Raw genomic sequence first — 16,987 nt, forward strand, 5'->3', positions numbered from 1 at the left:
GCCCAGCTCGGGAGCCATCACATCGTGCGGCCGGCCGAGCCGGAGGGTGTGATCACCGATCCGGTTGAGGAGACCTGAGATGGCATCGCTGCGACCGTGCCTCTGGTTCGACAACCAGGCAGAAGAGGCCGCCGAGTTCTATACCGGGCTGTTCCCTAACTCGCGGATAACGCGGGTCGTGCATTATCGTGACGGCGCCGCCAAGGCCGAAGGCAGCGTGCTCGGGGTCGACTTCGAACTCGACGGTGCGCCGTTCCAGGCACTCAACGGCGGCCCCGCGTTTGCCTTCACCGAGGCGATCTCCTTCGCTGTCGAGCTCGACAGCCAGGCTGAGATCGACCGGGTGTGGGATGCGATGCTCGACAGCGGCGGGGTCGCCAGCCAGTGCGGGTGGATCAAAGACCGCTATGGCCTCTCGTGGCAGATCGTGCCCAGATCACTCGGGCAGATGCTCGCGAGCGACGACAGGGCCGCCGCGCAGCGAGCAACGGAGGCGATGCTCGGCATGGTGCGCCTCGATATGGCACTACTCGCAATCGCGTTTGCCGGTGACCCCAAACACCTGGAGTCGGGCACGGCCTAGCGCGGCAGTTGCGGGCCGCGCCCCTATTTGCGGTGCTGCGCTATGCGCTCGACGTTGCTTTCGACGAGCGCGGCAGCTTCTTCGCTGCCCGCTGCCCCGCGGAGACCTTCGCCCGTGGGATCTGCCGCCGAGGCATCCGCCACCTCGGTTCCCCCGATCGGGCGATCCTGCCACCGGGTGAGAACCCAACCCTCGGTGAAGGAGCCCTCCATCACCACGATGCCCGTGTTGTCGAGGGCGTTCTCGGCCGCGAACCTGGGGCCGACATTGGTGGCGTGACGCGCCACCCACACGCGGATTGCGCCTCCGTGGCTTACGAGGGCCGCCGTGGGGGCATCCGTCTGCAGGATGCTTTCGATATCGCTGTCGAAGCGGCCGAAGAAGTCGTGGCCGTCTGGGCCGCCGGGCATGCGCGCGTCGAGATCGCCGATGCCCCAGGCGAAGGTGGTTTTGAGGTACGTCACCACGGAGTCGCGATCGCTGCGGCCCTCGAGGTCGCCCGCCTCGATCTCGTGCAGGCCCGGCAAGACGGAAACGTCGAGTCCGCGCTCGGCGGCGAGCGGGTTTGCGGTGAGCTGGGTGCGCACCAGGGTCGAGGCGAAGAGGGCGTCGACGGGCGTATCCGCCAGAGATTCGGGGATGCGTGCGGCCTGTTCGTGGCCCAGCTCGGTGAGGCCGGGTCCGGGGCGTGCAGTGTCGAGAAGCCCGTGCACATTGGAGGGAGTCTGGCCGTGGCGAATGAGCATGAGACGCATGGGCCCAGCCTACCCAGGGGGCGTGAGACGGCACCCATACCGCTGTCAGGTCGGGCGGGGATGGCGCGCGGGCGTCGGCGCGCTAGAACCAGTGGTGCTTGCTGAGGGTTCCGTCGGTATCGAGCATGCGCCACACGGTGGGGGTGAGGTCGGGATGCTCCAGCGCGATCTGCCTCATCACCCGATACTCGCGGGTGGGGGAGGGGCGCTGGCCGTCGTTCGCATTGATCGCATCCGCTCGCAGCAGGTACACGACAAGCTCGTCGATGCTCGGCAGCTCCTCCATGAACTGCCACGGGTCCTCGCCGCCGATCAGGCGCTCCTCGATGATCGTGTCGCGCTCTTGGTGGGCCTCTGCTCGCAGCAGTTCCAGGCTCACGCGGCCCCGCGGCATCCGCTCTGGGCGTGCATGACCCGCGTGCTGATGCTCGGGTCGTTCGCTCATCCGTTAAGGGTACGCGCACTGGCTGGGGCCAATCGCTTCCTTGCACAGGATTGAGTCGTGCTCCTCGGCTCGCGCCCGCGTGAGTGGTCACTTTCTGCACCAAAACCTGCGTTTTGGTGCAGAAAGTGACCACTCGCAGGCGAGCAGCCGCCGAACGGCGGAATAGATGAGGGGCGGCGAGCGCTGCATCCCCCGTGAAGCGCATCGGATTTCTCTCGTTTGGCCACTATCAAGATGTTCCGGGGTCCAAGGTGCTCACGGCATCCGACGCCCTCAAGCAGACCATCGAGCTCGCGGTCGCTGCAGAAGAACTCGGCGTCGACGGCGCCTACGTGCGAGTACACCATTTTGCCCCTCAGCTGGCCTCACCGTTTCCGCTGCTTGCGGCGATGGGCGCCCGCACCAGCCGCATCGAGCTTGGCACCGGCGTGATCGATATGCGCTACGAGAACCCGCTTTACATGGCCGAGGATGCTGCCGCGGCGGACCTCATCAGCGATGGCAGGCTGCAGCTCGGCCTGAGCCGCGGGTCACCAGAGACGGCGCTGCAGGGCTACCGCTCGTTCGGCTACCGCGCCCCAGAGGGGCAGACGGATGCGGATGTTGCCCGCGAGAAGACCGCCATCTTTCGGGCCGCAATCGACCAGGCGGGTGTGGCCCACGCCGACCCCGCGATGACGGGCGGCCAGACGGGACTGCTGGCGATCGAGCCGCAGTCGCCCGGCCTTTCGCGCCGCATCTGGTGGGGTTCTGGGTCGCGCGCGACCGCACGCTGGACGGCCGAGCAGGGCATGAACCTCATGAGCTCGACCCTGCTCGTCGAAGACACCGGGGTGCCGTTCGATGAGCTGCAGGCAGAGCAGATTCAGATCTTCCGCGACGCCTGGGCCGAGGCCGGTCACGACTTCGAGCCCAGGGTCTCGGTGAGCCGCAGCATCATCCCGCTCGTCACTGACGAGGACCGCCACTTCTTTGGGCTGCGCGCTCAGGCCGACAGCAAAGACCAGGTCGGCAGGCTCGAGGGAACGATGGCGCGCTTCGGCCGCTCGTTTATCGGCGAGCCCGACGTCATTGCCGAGCAGTTGGCGGCGGATGCTGCGGTGCAGGCGGGAGACACCGTGCTGGTCACGGTGCCCAACCAGATGGGTGTCGACTTCAACGCGAGCCTGCTCAAGTCGATCGTGAAGTATGTAGCCCCTGCGGCGGGTTGGCGCTAGAGCCAAACGCAGAGGGCCAGGTCGAGGGTCACGCGATCAATTGACAGGGTTGGGGATCATCGCAAAGCTATGGACCCATGACGGAGTTCTTGATACGCGCACCACATCTCGACGAGGTGCAAGAACTCGCGGATCTGCATTTGGTGACCTGGAAAGAGACCTACGGGAGCGTGTTCCCTCCCTCGGCGTGGGGTGACGAGGCGCGCGAGCAGCGGCTTGCAATGTGGGACGCCATCTGCTCGCGGCCTCGCCCCGCTGATCGGTTTGCCGTCGCTGAGCGCGATGGCAAACTCATTGGCTTCGCCGGCTCTGGGGCGAGCGCGGACGATCCACCAGTACGTGAACGAGACCTCTTCTTCATCTACCTTCTTGCGACCGAACAAGGATCCGGGGCTGGCCAGGCGCTCCTAGACGCGGTAGTGAGCGATGGGCCAGCAAGCCTCTGGGTACTGGAAGACAACCCTCGGGCACGAGCCTTCTATGAGCGCAATGGCTTTGTCTTGGAGGGTGCACGCCAAGCCACTGGGTTCGACACTGGCGGCGAAGAAGTGCGGATGGTTCGCTAGCGAGACGACTTCGTCAGCGGACGAAGGGCGCCGCCCCGAGCTGGATGAGCTGCGGTGCGGGTGCGCAACAGGAGTCTGAGCGGTCGCTGTCCTCCGGGGCGTCGAAGACCCCGGATCCACCGCACACGCCCGTGTCTGGGAGTGAAAGTTCAACCCGAGCTGCCGCCTCCCTGTCTCCAGCAAGTTCCGCGACAACGCTGCGGACCTGCTCGAAGCCGGTGAGGGCGAGAAAGGTCGGTGCCCGCCCGTAGGACTTAGCCCCCACGATGTAGAAGCCAGGCTCGGGGTGAGCAAGTTCCGCCGCTCCCGTTGCCCTGACTGAGCCACAGGAGTGGAGGTTCGGGTCAACCTCGGCGGCGATGCTGGCCGGCGCCTGGAGCCTCACGTCGAGATCGAGACGGACCTCTGAAAGGAATGACAGATCCGGGCGGAAACCGGTGAGCACGAACACCTTGTCCGCGGCGGGGAGCTGGCGCCCGTCCTCGGAGATGACGACAGTTCGCCCATGCTCGATGCTCAACCGCTCAGTGCGGAACCCGGCGTGAAGATCAACCACTCCGCTTTCGACGGCCTCTTTCGCTCGCTGGCCGAGCATGCCCCGTTCCGGCAGCTCATCAGCGGTGCCTCCGCCGAAGGTGTTGCCGACAGTGCCGCGCCGAAGGACCCAGGAGATCCTGGTGCGCGGCTCCCGCTGAGCGATTCGGACGAGCGTGTTCACCGCTGTGGAAGCCGAGTGGCCGCTCCCGATTACGACCACATGCTTGCCCGCGAACTCGGCTGCGTCCTGCGTGCTGGGAATTCGATAGTCCACCAGGCCCGCGTCGTGTGCCTTCTTCTCCCCGAGCGAGGCAAGCCCATCCGCACCCGCCGGACTTGGGCTTAGCCAGGTGCCGGAGGCGTCGATCACAGCCGACACCTCGATGCGTTCTTCCTCGTCGTCTGCTCGCTGCACATGCACCACGAACGGCTGATCGGCACGGCCGCCGTCGACTGAGAGATCGCGACCCTTGCGCCCAATCCCGATCACTCGAGCGCCGTAGCGGACTCGGTCTCCGAGCTGATCCGCAAGAGGAGCGAGGTACTCATCGATCCACTGCGCTCCCGTCGGATAGCCCTTGGTCGGTGCAGTCCAGCCGGTCGGCTCCAGGAGTCTGCGGGCTGCCGCATCCGTCAACTCGGGCCACGGCGAGAAGAGCCGCACATGGGCCCATTCGGCGACCGCGGAGGCTGCGCTTGGCCCGGCCTCGATCACGAGGGGATTCAGGCCCCGCTCCAGTAGGTGGGCGGCTGCGGCCAGACCTTGAGGGCCAGCGCCGATGACGGCTACGGGATGCATCCCAACCTCCATAGATTGATGATTGTCGATGTGACCAAGCCTGACTGACACATCGACAGATGTCAATATGTGGGGCAGTATGGATCCATGACATCACTCCCCCTTATCAGTGGGCCAACCAGTGTTGAGGTTGGGGCATCGTGTTGCAGCCCGGCGAACGAAGGCGCGATCGATGACGGCACTGCGCAGGATCTCGCCAAGGTGTTCAAGGCGCTCGGCGATCCCTCGCGGGTCAAGCTGCTCTCACTCATCGCGGGGAGCGCGGCAGGCGAGTTGTGTGCCTGCGATCTCACCGAGCCTGTTGGCCTCTCTCAGCCCACCGTCTCCCACCACCTGAAGCTTCTTGTTGAGGCGGGGCTCGTGAGTCGGGAACAGCGGGGACGCTGGGCGTACTACCGGTCCACCACAGGAGTCCTCGTCGAAGCCACAAGGAACCTCACGGCCTAATCGCAGTTGAGCCGACCCCCCAGCAGTGCGGGCGGGGCGCCAGTCGCTACCCCACCCGCACCGCTCGGACTACTCGTCGGCGGTCAGTGCCCGACGCGCTGCGCGCATCCTGGCCATCGCCAGCACCAGGAGTCCGAGCAGGAGCACGGCGCTGCCTCCAGCGAGAAGAGCCAGAAGGGCCTCTCCGCCGCCGGTCATGGCCAGCACGCCGCCGCCCATGAACGGGATGTTCATCACGGTGTTGGTCAGCCTCGCCTGTGCTTCGGCTCCCGGCTCAATCGTCACCGTGACCGATGTCTGAGCGATGACACTCACGGTGCTATTGGCCCCGGACTCGGTTTCTGTCACGGTGCATTCGGTGCCAGCGGGCAGGTCACTGAACGTCTGAGCGTAGTCACCGGCCGTCGCCCCTGCGGGAATGTCGAACGTGTCGGTCAGGCCGTTGTCGCACTCGATGGAGAGCGAAATTGCTGACTGCAGTCCGGCACCCGGCCCGGTGATCGCCTTGACCACGTTCAGTGCGCCCGGGCGGAACGTCACGGTGTTGATCAGCTCCGCATCAACGGTCTCGGCTGGCTCGATCGTCACCGTGACGGGGTCGCCTACAACGACCTCGACGACAGTGTTGGCTCCGGATTCGAGCTCCGTGATGATGCATTCCGCGCCAGCGGGGATGTCTTCATAGAGCTGGGTGTAGTCACCGGCTGCCGACCCGGCGGGGATCACCAGGGTCTCGTCCAGCCCGCTATCGCAGACGATGCTCACCGTCACCGCTGACTGCGAGCCTGCTCCGGCACCGCTAATAACCTTGGTGAGGTTCAGCGCTCCCGGCCGGAACTCGACGGTATTGGTGACCCGCGCTTCGACGGGCGCGCCCGCGAGGATGGTCACGGTGATCGGGGCATCCGTTGTCACTTCAACGATGGTGTTCGAGCCGGTGGCCAACTCGGCTACCGTGCACAGATCGCCGGCGGGCAAGTCAGCGTAGGTCTGGGTGTAGTCACCGGCCGCAGAGCCCGCAGGGACAACGAACGTGTCCTCAAGGCCACTCACGCAGCTGACGGTGACCGAGATCTCGTCCTGCGATCCCGCTCCGCCTCCCGCAATTGCCTTGACGAGGTTCAGCGATCCGGGTGCGAACTCGACGGTGTTGGTTACCGTCACTGCGGCGCCTTCGTCCGCCATGACGACGGACTGCGGCGCATCGGTTGTGACAAGGACTTGAGCGGTCGCCCCCGTCGTCGGCTCGGTCACGGTGCACGTATTACCAGCGGGGATGCCGGCGAATGTTTGCGTATCCGTCGTGGTGGCACCCGCGGGGATGTCGGCGGGAAAGGTATAACCCTCACCACAGTCGATCGCGAGCTGGATGGCCCCCTGTTGACCAACGGCCCCGCCCGTGAACGCCTTGTTGACGGTGAGGTCACCGATGGCGTAGAACTCGACCGCCGCCGTGGCGACCGCCTCGAGTTCTGCTGTATCGGCGAGGATCAGCCGCTGGGCATCCGTTTGCCCGGATGTATTGCCGTCATAGAGATAAACGTTGCCGCGTTGAACCGTGACCGCGGCTCTCGCATTCAGCACACTTGTCACCCCTGTCACTCCTGGCCCGGTTATCCAGATCTGGGTGCCGGGGGCGACGTCGCTGGGATTGGCAAGCGGAGTCGTCGCGGCGGCATCCGTGTACATCGCGTACCCAGTCGGCACGCTTACGGTTGCGGTGGTGGCGCCGGTGGCCGTGACGGTAAAGGGGCCAGCCGCAGTTCCCTCAGCTGCAGTTGCGGTTGCGGGGGTTATTGCAACGTCGGGCGCGGGTGGTTCCACGACAGGGCCGTTGGCCTGGGCGGCCGCGATGATTGCAGCGGTCGCTGCGCGCACCTGGCCCCCAGGGCCCGGGCCCCCAGGGGCGAGAATAAACCCGTCTGTGAAGTACCAGATCGCTGCTTGAACCGCTGCGGCCTGTTGGTTCGGTGAGAGCCCTGGGGGGGCGGCCACGGTCGGGTAGTAGTTGTTCAGTATGTAGGTGACGTACCCGATGTTGGGCACATTCGATTCTTCCCAGGTGCCAGACTCGTAGCCGATGCCCACCGATGTGGGCACGCGTAGGTTGATGCAGTACATCTGTGCGGTGAGATCAGGATCCGCGACCGAGGCGGTATCGATCACTCCAGCAAACGTTGACTCGGGGACGTAGCCCGCCGGGGGCGCCGGGGGATAGGGCGTTGCAGGATCTGGCACGATGACGGTCGGCGGTAAAGAACCGGTGACCGTCTGCCCCGCCCCGGTGCCAGTAATCTCAATCTCCGTGTTGGGACCTCTCAGTGCGCCATTGGCCGGTATCTCGTCGGGGAGGCGCGCCGCAGCGGGCGTCAGCGACATCAGAACGAGCGCGGCCGCGGCGAGTGATGCCGACACAGCGAGCAGGCTCTTGCGACCCCAGCGGGGGCGAAAACGGGCAACGGACACGGGGGTGGCGTTCATTGTCGACCTTCCGATTACGACGAGTTATGGCTGCTCGTTTCGACTCACACGAGGTGGGGCAGACCATACCCCCGTAACGTGTGACCGCACATGGGGGTTTCATGAAAGACATTCTTGGGGGAGTGCGGGGGTTGTCGCCTACGATTGGGCGAGTGCTCCCTCCCGATACCGCCCGGCTTCGATTCCGGCCCATGATTCCTCGCGACCTTGAGCTGATGTACGGCCTGCTGGGGGATGCGGGGGTCATGCGGTTCTATGCGGCGCCGAAGTCGCGTGAGGGGGCGGCGGAATGGATCGCCTGGAACCAGAAGAACTACGCAGAGCACGGGTTCGGCCTCTGGATCATCGAGACTCACGCGGGAGCTTTTGTCGGCGACTGTGGGCTGACCTGGCAGAAGGTCAACGGCGTCGCCACGCTCGAGGTTGGGTACCACGTCGCTACCGCGCTGCAGGGCCAGGGCCTCGCGACGGAGGCGGCGGCGGCCTGCCGTGATTTTGCTCGCGAGCACTGCGATGTGCCCGAGCTCGTCGCCATCATTCACCCCGAGAATCGCGCATCCGAGCGCGTGGCGGAGAAAATCGGGATGCACCGCGTCGCCGACGATCTCGGTGGCAGCATCCCGGTTCGCCGAGTGCTGAGCATGGCGCTGTAGCTACCGGGTCACCGCGTGGCTAACGTTCGCCCGTCTGGAGCTCGGCGCGGCTGGCGCCGTCAGTCGGCGAGCAGGGCTCGGGAGATGTCGCCGAGCTGGTCGAGCTGCTCGGGTGTGAGCTTGTCGATGACGGCGGCGCGCACGTTGCGCACGTGGCCGGGTGCGGCCTCGACGACCTTGGCCCAGCCAGCATCCGTCAGTCTCGCGTTGGTTGCCCGACGGTCTTCGGCGCATTTGGAGCGCTCGACGTAGCCGCGCTTTTCGAGTCTGCTGATCACATGAGAGAGGCGGGGCAGGGTGGCGTTGACCAGTTCGGAGAGTGCGGTCATGCGCATTGCGCGGTCGGGAGCCTCTGAGAGCATCGCGAGCACGTAGTACTCGAAGTGGCTAAGGCCGGCGTCGCTCTGCAACTGGCTGTCGAGCATTCCCGGCAAAAGCTCGACAACCGCAACGAAGCTCTTCCATGCGGCGAGCTGGCGGTCATCGAGCCAGGGAGTGTCGTCCATGGCCCCATTCTACCGATACTTGACGCTTCAACTAAAGGGAGGGGTGTGGCACTTAGAGAGTTCGCCTACGTGCGCAGGGTTCGTTTACGAAGCGAGCACCGAGGCGCGCTCGGGATGCTCGTCGAACCATTTGCCCACGTACCAACACATCGGCACAACAGTGCGGCCAGCGGCCTCGACGTCGTTCACGGCGAACTCCACGATTTCTGCCGCGTGGCCCTGGCCGCGCCAGACCGGATTCGTATAGGTGCGGGTGAAGGAGACCCGGTCGCCGTTGAGGGCGTAGTCAACCACGCTCACGAGGTCGCTGCCCACGCGGAGCGTGTAGCGCTGAGCATCCGGTTCGTGCCTGAGCTTCTTCTCTGCCGACATGGTTTAGTTCGCGCCCTCGTCGGAGGCGTTCTCTGCGGGGGGAAGGTTCGCCTCGATCAAGTCCACGATCGCGGGGTCGTCGGGCTTGGTCGTCGGGCGGAACCGGCGAACTTCGCCACTCGGGAGCACAAGAAACTTCTCGAAGTTCCACACCACGGGGCCAGCGAGCCCTGACGGGTCCTTGGCGCGGTGAAGCTCCGCATAGAGCGGATGCTTGTGGCGGCCGTTCACCTTGGTCTTCTCGAACATGGGAAAGGTGACTCCCCAGGTGGTCGAGCAGTATTCCGAAATGTCCTCTGAGGTCTTGAGCTCCTGCGCGAACTGGTTGCTGGGGAACCCCAGCACCGTGAAGCCTCGCTCGCCGTACTTTTTCTGCAGTTCTTCGAGCTGCTCATACTGCGGTGCGAGGCCGCAGCGGGAGGCGACGTTGACAACGAGCACAGGCCCGTCGGCGTAGTCACCGAACTTCGCGGATGTGCCGTCGATTCGAGTGAGGGGGATGTCGGCGAGATCGGCAGCGGTTGTGGGCTCGGTCATGTCCCGAGCATACGACCGGGAGGTGCCAGAGCGAGAGCATTCACGCAGGTTATGAGCAGCTTCACGGGGGTGATGCCAGGGTTCGGCGGCGGCATCGGAATGGCGCGAAAACCGGCGACGGGGAGGGGGATAGCGTTGGCGGATGGCCTCTTACCGCACCACCATAACCATCGGCGCGCCCAGGCCAGGGGTGCAGCCCGAGCAGGTGCTTCCGGCGGCGCCTGACGCCGCCGCGGCCCTCACCACCGTCGAGGCCTTCGACCTCGGCATCGTGGCCGGAGCGCCGCGCATCGTGATCCGGTTTACCGCCGATGACGAGAGCGTTGCCCGAAGGGTGGCCGTGCACGTGATCCAGGCGACGGATGCGGTGGCGCAGCCCCTGCACCCCAAATTGACTCGCCGAGATGGTGGGCGCTGGTACGTCGTTCGCTAGCGCGATGAGTGCATGCTTCTGTTCAGGAGCGCGCGGCTACTCTTGATCGATCCGCTTTCGCGGCCAACATCGTTAGGGAGCCAAATGAAGTGTCCTGTTGACTCAACCCTGTTGACAATGAGCGAGCGCAACGGCGTCGAAATCGACTACTGCCCCGTGTGCCGCGGCGTGTGGCTCGACCGTGGAGAGCTCGACAAGATTCTTGACCGTGCCGCTGCCGAGGCCGGCCCCGCACGGCCCGCCGCGCCGCAGCAGACCTATGTTGACCCTCGCTATGGCGACCAGTTCCGCGGCGACCAGCTGCGCGGTGATCAGCTGCGCGGTGATCAGCGCCAGGCGCAGCAGCCCTATGGGCAGGCTCCGTATTACAAAAAGCGCAAGGACAGCTGGCTGAGCGAGCTCTTCGACTAGGCGGGAGCCTCCCTAGCGCACGACGGCAAGCGCAAAGGGGAGCACCCCGGCCGCACCGCTCTGACGCAGCGCCCTGGATGCCACCGTTATGGTCCATCTGCTGTCGACGAGGTCATCGATCAACAGAATCGGGCTGTCTGGCTTGGTCGCCGCGAGACCGGCAAGATCGTCGGCCAGCGCATCCGGCACCCCGATGCGACCCCACACGCCGGCGAGACGATAGGCGCTATTGCCGCCCGGCTCGCCCTCCGGGCCGCCCTTGAGGTATTCCAGGGACCCCAGGTGCGGCAGCCGACCCGCCTGCGACAGCCCAGCGGCGACCGACTCGATGAGCTGCGGGTGCCGCCGGGAGGGCATCGTCACGATCGCGGCCGGGCGCTCCTCCCATCCCCAGCCCGCGAGCACCCGAACGCATGCGGCGATGAGCGCCGCCGAAGCGGGAGCATCGGGGGAGCCGGGGGCGAAGAGTTCGCGCAGCGTGCCGCCCCAGCCCAGGTCCGTGAGGCGGGCGAGAGCCCTGCCCTCAAGCGGTCGCTCGGCGGCAGCGATGCGCCCCTTGACGGGCAGCCCGAGCCGATCCGCGCCCGTGGGCCACTGCGCCCGCGGCTCGATGGCAACGCCAACCCTGTCGAGGGATGATGCCGCCGACGCTGCAGCATCCGCGGCGATAGCAGTGGGATACCAGGCGCCAGCGCAGTTGTCGCAGCGCCCGCACGGGGTCGCTGTTTCGTCGTCGAGGGTGCGCTGCAAGAACTCCATGCGGCAGGAGGTCGTGGTCTCGTACTCGATCATGTGCTGCTGCTCGGCAACCCGTTCCGCAGCGATGCGGGAGTAACGCTCGGCGTCGTAGGTCCACGGCTCGCCCGTTGCGACCCACCCGCCCTGCACGCGGCGTACGGCACCATCGACATCGAGCACCTTGAGCAGGAGCTCGAGCGGGGTGCGGCGGATGTCGACCAGGGCCTCGAGGGCAGGCGTCGAGGTGGGGCGTTCACGCTCAAGGGCGGAGAGAATGCGTTCGGCGCGGGCCTGATCTGGCATGGATGCCGTGGCGAAGTACTGCCAGATATCGCGGTCTTCTGTGCCCGGAAGCAGCAGAACATCCGCGTTCTCGGTGGCGCGACCGGCGCGCCCCACCTGTTGGTAGTAGGCAACGGGGGAGGAGGGCGCGCCGAGGTGCACGACAAACCCCAGGTCCGGTTTGTCGAAACCCATCCCCAGGGCGCTCGTGGCGACCAAGGCCTTGACCTCGTTGCGCTTGAGCATCCCCTCCGATTCCTCACGCTCGCCCGTGTCGGTCTGACCGGTGTAGGCGCGAACGGCATGGCCGGCATCCCGCAGCAGTCGTGCGGTGTCTTCTGCCGCCGACACCGTGAGCGTGTAGATGATGCCGGAACCGGGCAGGTCGCCCAAGTGGCTGAGCAGCCAGCCGAGGCGCGTCTTCGAGTCGGGCAGGCGCAGCACGCCCAGGCGCAAGGATGCCCTGGCCAGCGGGCCGCGAATCGTCACGACCTCAGCGCCGCCCAGCTGTTCGGCGATATCGGCAACCACGCGACTGTTGGCCGTCGCGGTTGTCGCGAGCACGGGCACTCCCGACGGCATCTGGGCGATCAAGTCGCGCAGGCGTCGATAGTCGGGCCTGAAGTCGTGGCCCCAGTCGCTGATGCAGTGGGCCTCGTCGACCACGAGCAGGCCCATACGCGCCACGAGCGCCGGGAGTTGCTGCTCGCGAAAGGTCGGGTTGTTCAGCCGCTCGGGCGAGACGAGCAGAACATCGACTTCGTCACGCTCGAGCGCGGCAACCACGTCTCCCCACTCGTGAGCGTTGGTTGAGTTGATGGCAACGGCCCTAACTCCGGCGCGTTCAGCGGCCGAGATCTGGTCGCGCATGAGGGCGAGCAGGGGTGAGACGAGCACGGTGGGCCCGCCGCCGCGCTGCCTCAGCAGCAGGGTCGCGACAAAATAGACCGCCGACTTGCCCCATCCGGTGCGCTGCACGACGAGCGCGCGACTGTGCCCGTCGACAAGGCTCGAGATGGCCTCGTACTGGCCCTCGTGAAAATCGGCAGTCGGCGACCCGACGAGGGTGCGCAGAATCTGGAGGGCTGAGGTTCGAGTCTCGTCGGTCATCCCCCCAGCCTGTCAGGTGCCACCGTCACGAGCGCTGCACGCACGCCTCGCCCGGCCAGACGGGCCGAGTAACCGGTCCGCCACTTTGGGGGACGAATCGCGAGGTCAGCCTCCGAATTCTCGGGGGAGGTGCAGGCGCACCGGGGGACAAGCGCGCGACGCGCGCGGCGGCGCAAGCAGGATTCTTCGGCGGACCTTGGAGCTAGCTATAGTTCCACTGTGATACCCGATCATGTCGGTTCCGCGCACCCGAACGCGGAACGGACGAGATGGTTCTGGCCGTTCATCGTGGCGCCCGTTGCCCTCGTTCTCATCTACTCGCTGGTGTTTGTGGCGATCCTTTCTGACCAGGCCCTGCGCGAGCGCGCCGAGCTGGCCGTGGAGCAGCAGGCGACCGTAGAGACCACCGTGCGCGGGCTCGAGACCCGGCTCGACAGCCTCGGCAGCGATGTGCTCGTTGCGGCAGCAGCCCCCGCAGTGGTCCAGCTCGCCTCCGACCGCACCGAAGCGTCGCTGCAGCAGGCATCCGAACTGTTCGTCGCCTTTGTTTCAAAGAAGCACTCCATCCAGGAGCTTCGCTACATCGATGAGCAGGGGCGGGAGGTGCTCGTGGTGAAAAAAGCCGAGGGCGGGGCGATCGCCCCGGTGCCAGAGCATCAGCTCGCCGACTGGTCAGACCGCTACTCGTTCCACAACACCCGCACCCTCGCGGTTGGTGATGTCTATGTCTCGCCCCTCGATCTCAAGGTTGATGACTCGGAATTCGCGGTTCCCCTGCATCCAACGATGCGGCTTGCCACTCCCGTCTTCGACAGCGAGGGCGCTCGGCAGGGTCTCGTTGTCATCTACGTCGACGGTGCCCAATTCTTGGAGCGCTTTCGCGAATCCATGAGCGATAGCTCGCTGCCGATGATGCTCAACGCCGATGGTGGATGGCTCGTCGCCCCGGAGGGTCTTGGCGAGTTCGGCTTCGTACTGGGTGATGAAACCGGTTTCGCGACGGGCAGCCCCGAAGCCTGGGCAGCCATCAGCACAGCCGAAACCGGAGAGGTCAGCGGGCCCGACGGCATCTATGCGTATGGCACGGCCCACCCCTCGCACGTTGGTGTGCGGCTCGCCGGAGACGAGACCCACGGGTTTGACCACGCGCACGACGACCTATGGAAGATCGTGGCGTGGATGCCGTCGGCGGCGCTGCCATCGGCCAGCATCGTGCGCGATACCGCGACGTTCGCCCTCTACATTGCTGGCCTCGTCGTTCTGCTGGCGCTCGGCACCTACGCAGCCCAGATGACGGTCGTGCGTCTGCGGGTGAGCCGCTCAGAGGCCGCGACGACGCTCAGGCTCGAAGCCATTCAGAACACCCTCGGGGAGGGTCTGTTCGTGATGGACTCCCGGGGAACCATCACCGACGTCAACCCCGAATGCGCCCGGCTGCTCGGGTGGCGGCGTGAGGAGATAATCGGGCGCGACGCCCATGCCCTCTTTCACGCGCATCCCGATACCGAACCGACTTCGGCGTTTTGCCCCATGCGGGCCGTCGCCACAACGGGAATGACCTTCAGAAGCAATGACGAGGTGTTCGTGCGAAAGGACGGATGCCTCATCCATGTGGGGGTGAGCGCGGCGCCGTTCACGGTGAACGGCGGGGTCACGGGAGCCGTCGTCACCTTCCGTGACATCACCGAGATTCGTCGGTATCAAGAAGAGATCCGACAGCTCGCGTTCGTGGACGAGCTCACGGGGCTGCCCAACCGCCGGGTGCTCAATGACCGGCTCGAGCAGGCCATCGCGATGGCCGATCGGCACGGCAACGGTCTCGCCGTAATGTTCGTGGACCTCGACCGATTCAAGTCGGTCAACGACGTCCACGGGCACGAGGCGGGGGATGCCTTCCTGCGGGAGATCGCCGACCGCCTGCGCGCGAGCGTTCGGGCCAGTGACACCGTGGCTCGGCAGGGCGGCGACGAGTTCGTGGTGTTGCTGCCCGAGGTGAACGACGCGTCAGAGGCGGAGGCGGTGGCCCGCTCGATCCTCGCGGCGTTCGAAACGCCCGTCACCGTTCTTGGCGTCGACCTTGACGCGTCGGTGAGCCTCGGAATCGCCCTCTACCCTGAGCATGGAACCGACGCCGACGCCCTCATGGCCGAGGCGGACGCTGCGATGTACGCCTCCAAAGAGGCAGGACGCACGCGCTTTTGCGTCAGCGGAAACGAGCCGGTGCATCCCGAGCCTGCTCAACGAGGTCCCGTCACAGCCGTTCGCTAAGCCTGCGCTGGCCGTGGCCCCTCTGCGAACCATGCGAACCATGCGAACCATGCGTGCCCTGCGCGACGCAAGAATCCGGGTTCTTGGGCAGGTGAGAAGAACGTGTGGCACCAAGATCAGTAACGCCTTTCGTGCGCTGCGCCCGGCCAATAGCGTTGCGGTCATGACCGAAACCGACAGCAGCCTCGCCGACACGACCGCCGATTTCACCACGGCTGACCTCTATGACGTGCACGAGGATGCCCTGCAGTCGGTGAGCCTTCAGCTTCTCAACCTGGGGGGCAAGCCGCGCTTCACCGGCAGCATCCGCACCGTTCGCTGTTACCGCGACAACGGCATCGTCAAGGCGCTCCTGAACTCGCCAGGCGACGGCAACGTGCTTGTCGTCGACGGCGGCGGCTCCCTCGACTCGGCCCTGATGGGCGATCTCATCGCGGCAGCGGCGGTGCAGAACGGATGGTCGGGGGTCGTGATCAACGGCGCGATCCGCGATCGTGTGGCCATCAGCACGCTGGAGTTGGGCGTCAAAGCGCTCGGGAGCAACCCCCGCAAGAGCGCGAAGGCAGGGGAGGGCCAGGTGGACGGTGTTGTGGAATTCGGCGGGGTGATCTTTGTGCCCGGCCACACGCTGTGGAGCGACGAAGACGGCATCCTCGTCGAGCGATGATGCGGTCGGGAGAAGACCGTTATCGCGTTAGCGTCACGATGAGCCGCGAGTCGGCGAGAGCCGCTGTGCGGTGCACGGCCGCCTCCTCATAGGACGGGTCGGTGACCATGGCCACAAACTGCTCGATCGACGGGTAACGCACGAGCAATACCTGATGCCACTGCTCGTCGACGGGGCCGATGAGCGTGCCGGGGGATTCTGCCATGACGACAACCTCGGCGCCGATGTCAGCGAGGTGCTGGCGAGCGTGACGGCCATAGGTCGCGTAGGCCTCTGCGCCGCTGATGGCTACCGGCTGGTTCGCGTACTGCGCCGGATACTCGGCCGTCTCTCGAAAGCGCAGCAGGTTGAGCATGTCGAATGGGGTTGCGGGCGGCATGCTGCCGAGCACTGATCTGAGCTGATCCGGGTTGATATCGATGTAGGCCATGGACTCTCCTGCTCGGCGCTGAGGTGAGGGCTTCGGAACTGCGACCACGCTAGGGGAGACTGCGTCGATTCCGCGGCAGTTGTCGCGATTCGCGCAGCACGTCGCCGGGGCCGCCTCTGCTTTTGTGCAGACCTACTGCGACGCCATCCTCAACTTGTTGACAAGTTCTAGGATGATCAGGGGCGCCCGCGAGCGCCCGATCCGTTCCAGCGAAACGAGAGACGGCCACACCGTGACCACGACACCGCCCGCCCCCGCCCAAGCGCACCTCACCCCGGGGGCGAAGCGCGTCGACGAAGAGACGATTCGCTCGATACCCAAGGCCGAAGTTCACGTTCACCTCGAGGGGACCTTCGAGCTGATCGACCTGATCGAGCTGGCTCGCGAATCCGGGGTGGCACTCCCGGGTCCGGCAGCAACGCTGTTCGACCTCGGCACCCACTTTGCGCCAGACACGACCGACACAATTGACGCGGGCTCCGGGGTGGGCACAGGCGGGCTTTCGGCCTTCCTCCGCTTTCTCGACTGGCAGTGCGGACTCATCCGCACACCGCAACAGGCCTCGGCCCTGGCCTATCGGTTCGCCGCCCGGCAGAGTGCTTCGGGCATCCGCTACACGGACGTAATCGTCAACCCCACCCACTGGTCAGCCTGGCGCGGACGAGTCGGCGATCTGCTCGCGGCGCTCGCCGAAGGCTTCGACGAGGCCGAGCGTGACGGACTGTGCGTGATCAACATCGCCTACTCCCT

Annotated in this window: 18 protein-coding genes and 1 pseudogene; 10 read left to right on the forward strand and 9 right to left on the reverse strand. The window is 65.9% G+C overall.

Features of this window, described 5'->3' with window-relative positions; all coding sequences use genetic code 11:
- The first annotated feature begins 79 nt into the window (after positions 1-79).
- Positions 80-583, forward strand: a complete 504-nt coding sequence (locus tag AC062T_RS11555) for a VOC family protein (protein WP_476030174.1) — start codon at positions 80-82, stop codon at positions 581-583.
- A gap of 23 nt (positions 584-606) precedes the next feature.
- Here AC062T_RS11555 and AC062T_RS11560 read toward each other — a convergent pair whose 3' ends face one another.
- Positions 607-1,338 carry a histidine phosphatase family protein gene (locus AC062T_RS11560; RefSeq protein WP_476030176.1) on the reverse strand — a complete coding sequence of 244 codons (732 nt, stop codon included), beginning with the start codon at positions 1,336-1,338 and terminating at the stop codon, positions 607-609.
- 82 nt (positions 1,339-1,420) lie between these two features.
- Entirely contained in the window at positions 1,421-1,783 is a 363-nt protein-coding gene (locus AC062T_RS11565; protein ID WP_476030178.1) for a tryptophan synthase subunit alpha, read from the reverse strand.
- 194 nt (positions 1,784-1,977) lie between these two features.
- Here AC062T_RS11565 and AC062T_RS11570 point away from each other — a divergent pair, with 194 nt between their 5' ends.
- A complete protein-coding gene (locus AC062T_RS11570) occupies positions 1,978-3,000 on the forward strand; it encodes an LLM class flavin-dependent oxidoreductase (RefSeq protein ID WP_476030180.1) in 1,023 nt (340 codons plus the stop codon).
- 77 nt (positions 3,001-3,077) lie between these two features.
- Positions 3,078-3,566 (forward strand): N-acetyltransferase family protein, encoded by a 489-nt coding sequence (locus AC062T_RS11575; RefSeq protein ID WP_476030182.1) that lies wholly within the window; start codon positions 3,078-3,080, stop codon positions 3,564-3,566.
- Positions 3,567-3,579: 13 nt separating this feature from the next.
- Here AC062T_RS11575 and AC062T_RS11580 read toward each other — a convergent pair whose 3' ends face one another.
- Positions 3,580-4,902, reverse strand: a complete 1,323-nt coding sequence (locus AC062T_RS11580) for an FAD-dependent oxidoreductase (RefSeq protein ID WP_476030184.1) — start codon at positions 4,900-4,902, stop codon at positions 3,580-3,582.
- 87 nt (positions 4,903-4,989) lie between these two features.
- On the opposite strand from AC062T_RS11580, the gene AC062T_RS11585 reads away from it, so the two are divergent.
- Positions 4,990-5,349 carry an ArsR/SmtB family transcription factor gene (locus AC062T_RS11585; RefSeq protein ID WP_476030185.1) on the forward strand — a complete coding sequence of 120 codons (360 nt, stop codon included), beginning with the start codon at positions 4,990-4,992 and terminating at the stop codon, positions 5,347-5,349.
- Positions 5,350-5,418: 69 nt separating this feature from the next.
- On the opposite strand, the gene AC062T_RS11590 is transcribed toward AC062T_RS11585, so the two are convergent.
- Positions 5,419-7,830: a DUF5979 domain-containing protein gene (locus tag AC062T_RS11590; RefSeq protein ID WP_476030187.1), complete on the reverse strand. Its 2,412-nt coding sequence runs from the start codon at positions 7,828-7,830 to the stop codon at positions 5,419-5,421.
- A 152-nt stretch (positions 7,831-7,982) separates the two neighbouring features.
- Here AC062T_RS11590 and AC062T_RS11595 point away from each other — a divergent pair, with 152 nt between their 5' ends.
- Positions 7,983-8,483 carry a GNAT family N-acetyltransferase gene (locus AC062T_RS11595; RefSeq protein ID WP_476030189.1) on the forward strand — a complete coding sequence of 167 codons (501 nt, stop codon included), beginning with the start codon at positions 7,983-7,985 and terminating at the stop codon, positions 8,481-8,483.
- 59 nt (positions 8,484-8,542) lie between these two features.
- Here the strand turns inward: AC062T_RS11595 and AC062T_RS11600 are convergent, their stop codons facing one another.
- From AC062T_RS11600 to AC062T_RS11610, 3 genes are all read right to left on the reverse strand, one after another.
- Positions 8,543-8,989: a MarR family winged helix-turn-helix transcriptional regulator gene (locus AC062T_RS11600; protein WP_476030191.1), complete on the reverse strand. Its 447-nt coding sequence runs from the start codon at positions 8,987-8,989 to the stop codon at positions 8,543-8,545.
- A gap of 84 nt (positions 8,990-9,073) precedes the next feature.
- Positions 9,074-9,361: a GNAT family N-acetyltransferase gene (locus tag AC062T_RS11605; protein ID WP_476030193.1), complete on the reverse strand. Its 288-nt coding sequence runs from the start codon at positions 9,359-9,361 to the stop codon at positions 9,074-9,076.
- Positions 9,362-9,364: 3 nt separating this feature from the next.
- Positions 9,365-9,898 (reverse strand): glutathione peroxidase, encoded by a 534-nt coding sequence (locus tag AC062T_RS11610; protein ID WP_476030195.1) that lies wholly within the window; start codon positions 9,896-9,898, stop codon positions 9,365-9,367.
- Positions 9,899-10,040: 142 nt separating this feature from the next.
- On the opposite strand from AC062T_RS11610, the gene AC062T_RS11615 reads away from it, so the two are divergent.
- Positions 10,041-10,331, forward strand: a complete 291-nt coding sequence (locus tag AC062T_RS11615; RefSeq protein ID WP_476030197.1) for a hypothetical protein — start codon at positions 10,041-10,043, stop codon at positions 10,329-10,331.
- A gap of 84 nt (positions 10,332-10,415) precedes the next feature.
- The gene (locus tag AC062T_RS11620; protein WP_476030199.1) at positions 10,416-10,742 is read left to right on the forward strand and encodes a TFIIB-type zinc ribbon-containing protein; all 327 of its coding nucleotides are present in this window, start codon (positions 10,416-10,418) and stop codon (positions 10,740-10,742) included.
- A 12-nt stretch (positions 10,743-10,754) separates the two neighbouring features.
- Here AC062T_RS11620 and AC062T_RS11625 read toward each other — a convergent pair whose 3' ends face one another.
- Complete coding sequence (locus tag AC062T_RS11625) at positions 10,755-12,872, reverse strand: RecQ family ATP-dependent DNA helicase (protein ID WP_476030201.1); 2,118 nt, start codon at positions 12,870-12,872, stop codon at positions 10,755-10,757.
- 219 nt (positions 12,873-13,091) lie between these two features.
- On the opposite strand from AC062T_RS11625, the gene AC062T_RS11630 reads away from it, so the two are divergent.
- Complete coding sequence (locus tag AC062T_RS11630; RefSeq protein ID WP_476030203.1) at positions 13,092-15,140, forward strand: diguanylate cyclase domain-containing protein; 2,049 nt, start codon at positions 13,092-13,094, stop codon at positions 15,138-15,140.
- Positions 15,141-15,303: 163 nt separating this feature from the next.
- Positions 15,304-15,807 carry a ribonuclease E activity regulator RraA gene (gene rraA / locus AC062T_RS11635; protein ID WP_476030205.1) on the forward strand — a complete coding sequence of 168 codons (504 nt, stop codon included), beginning with the start codon at positions 15,304-15,306 and terminating at the stop codon, positions 15,805-15,807.
- Between the two features lie 19 nt (positions 15,808-15,826).
- Here rraA and AC062T_RS11640 read toward each other — a convergent pair whose 3' ends face one another.
- Positions 15,827-16,237 carry a DUF1330 domain-containing protein gene (locus tag AC062T_RS11640; RefSeq protein ID WP_476030207.1) on the reverse strand — a complete coding sequence of 137 codons (411 nt, stop codon included), beginning with the start codon at positions 16,235-16,237 and terminating at the stop codon, positions 15,827-15,829.
- 232 nt (positions 16,238-16,469) lie between these two features.
- On the opposite strand from AC062T_RS11640, the pseudogene AC062T_RS11645 reads away from it, so the two are divergent.
- A pseudogene (locus AC062T_RS11645) lies at positions 16,470-16,987 on the forward strand (hypothetical protein); the annotation flags it as partial.

The sequence above is a fragment of the Homoserinimonas sp. genome (assembly GCF_056262345.1).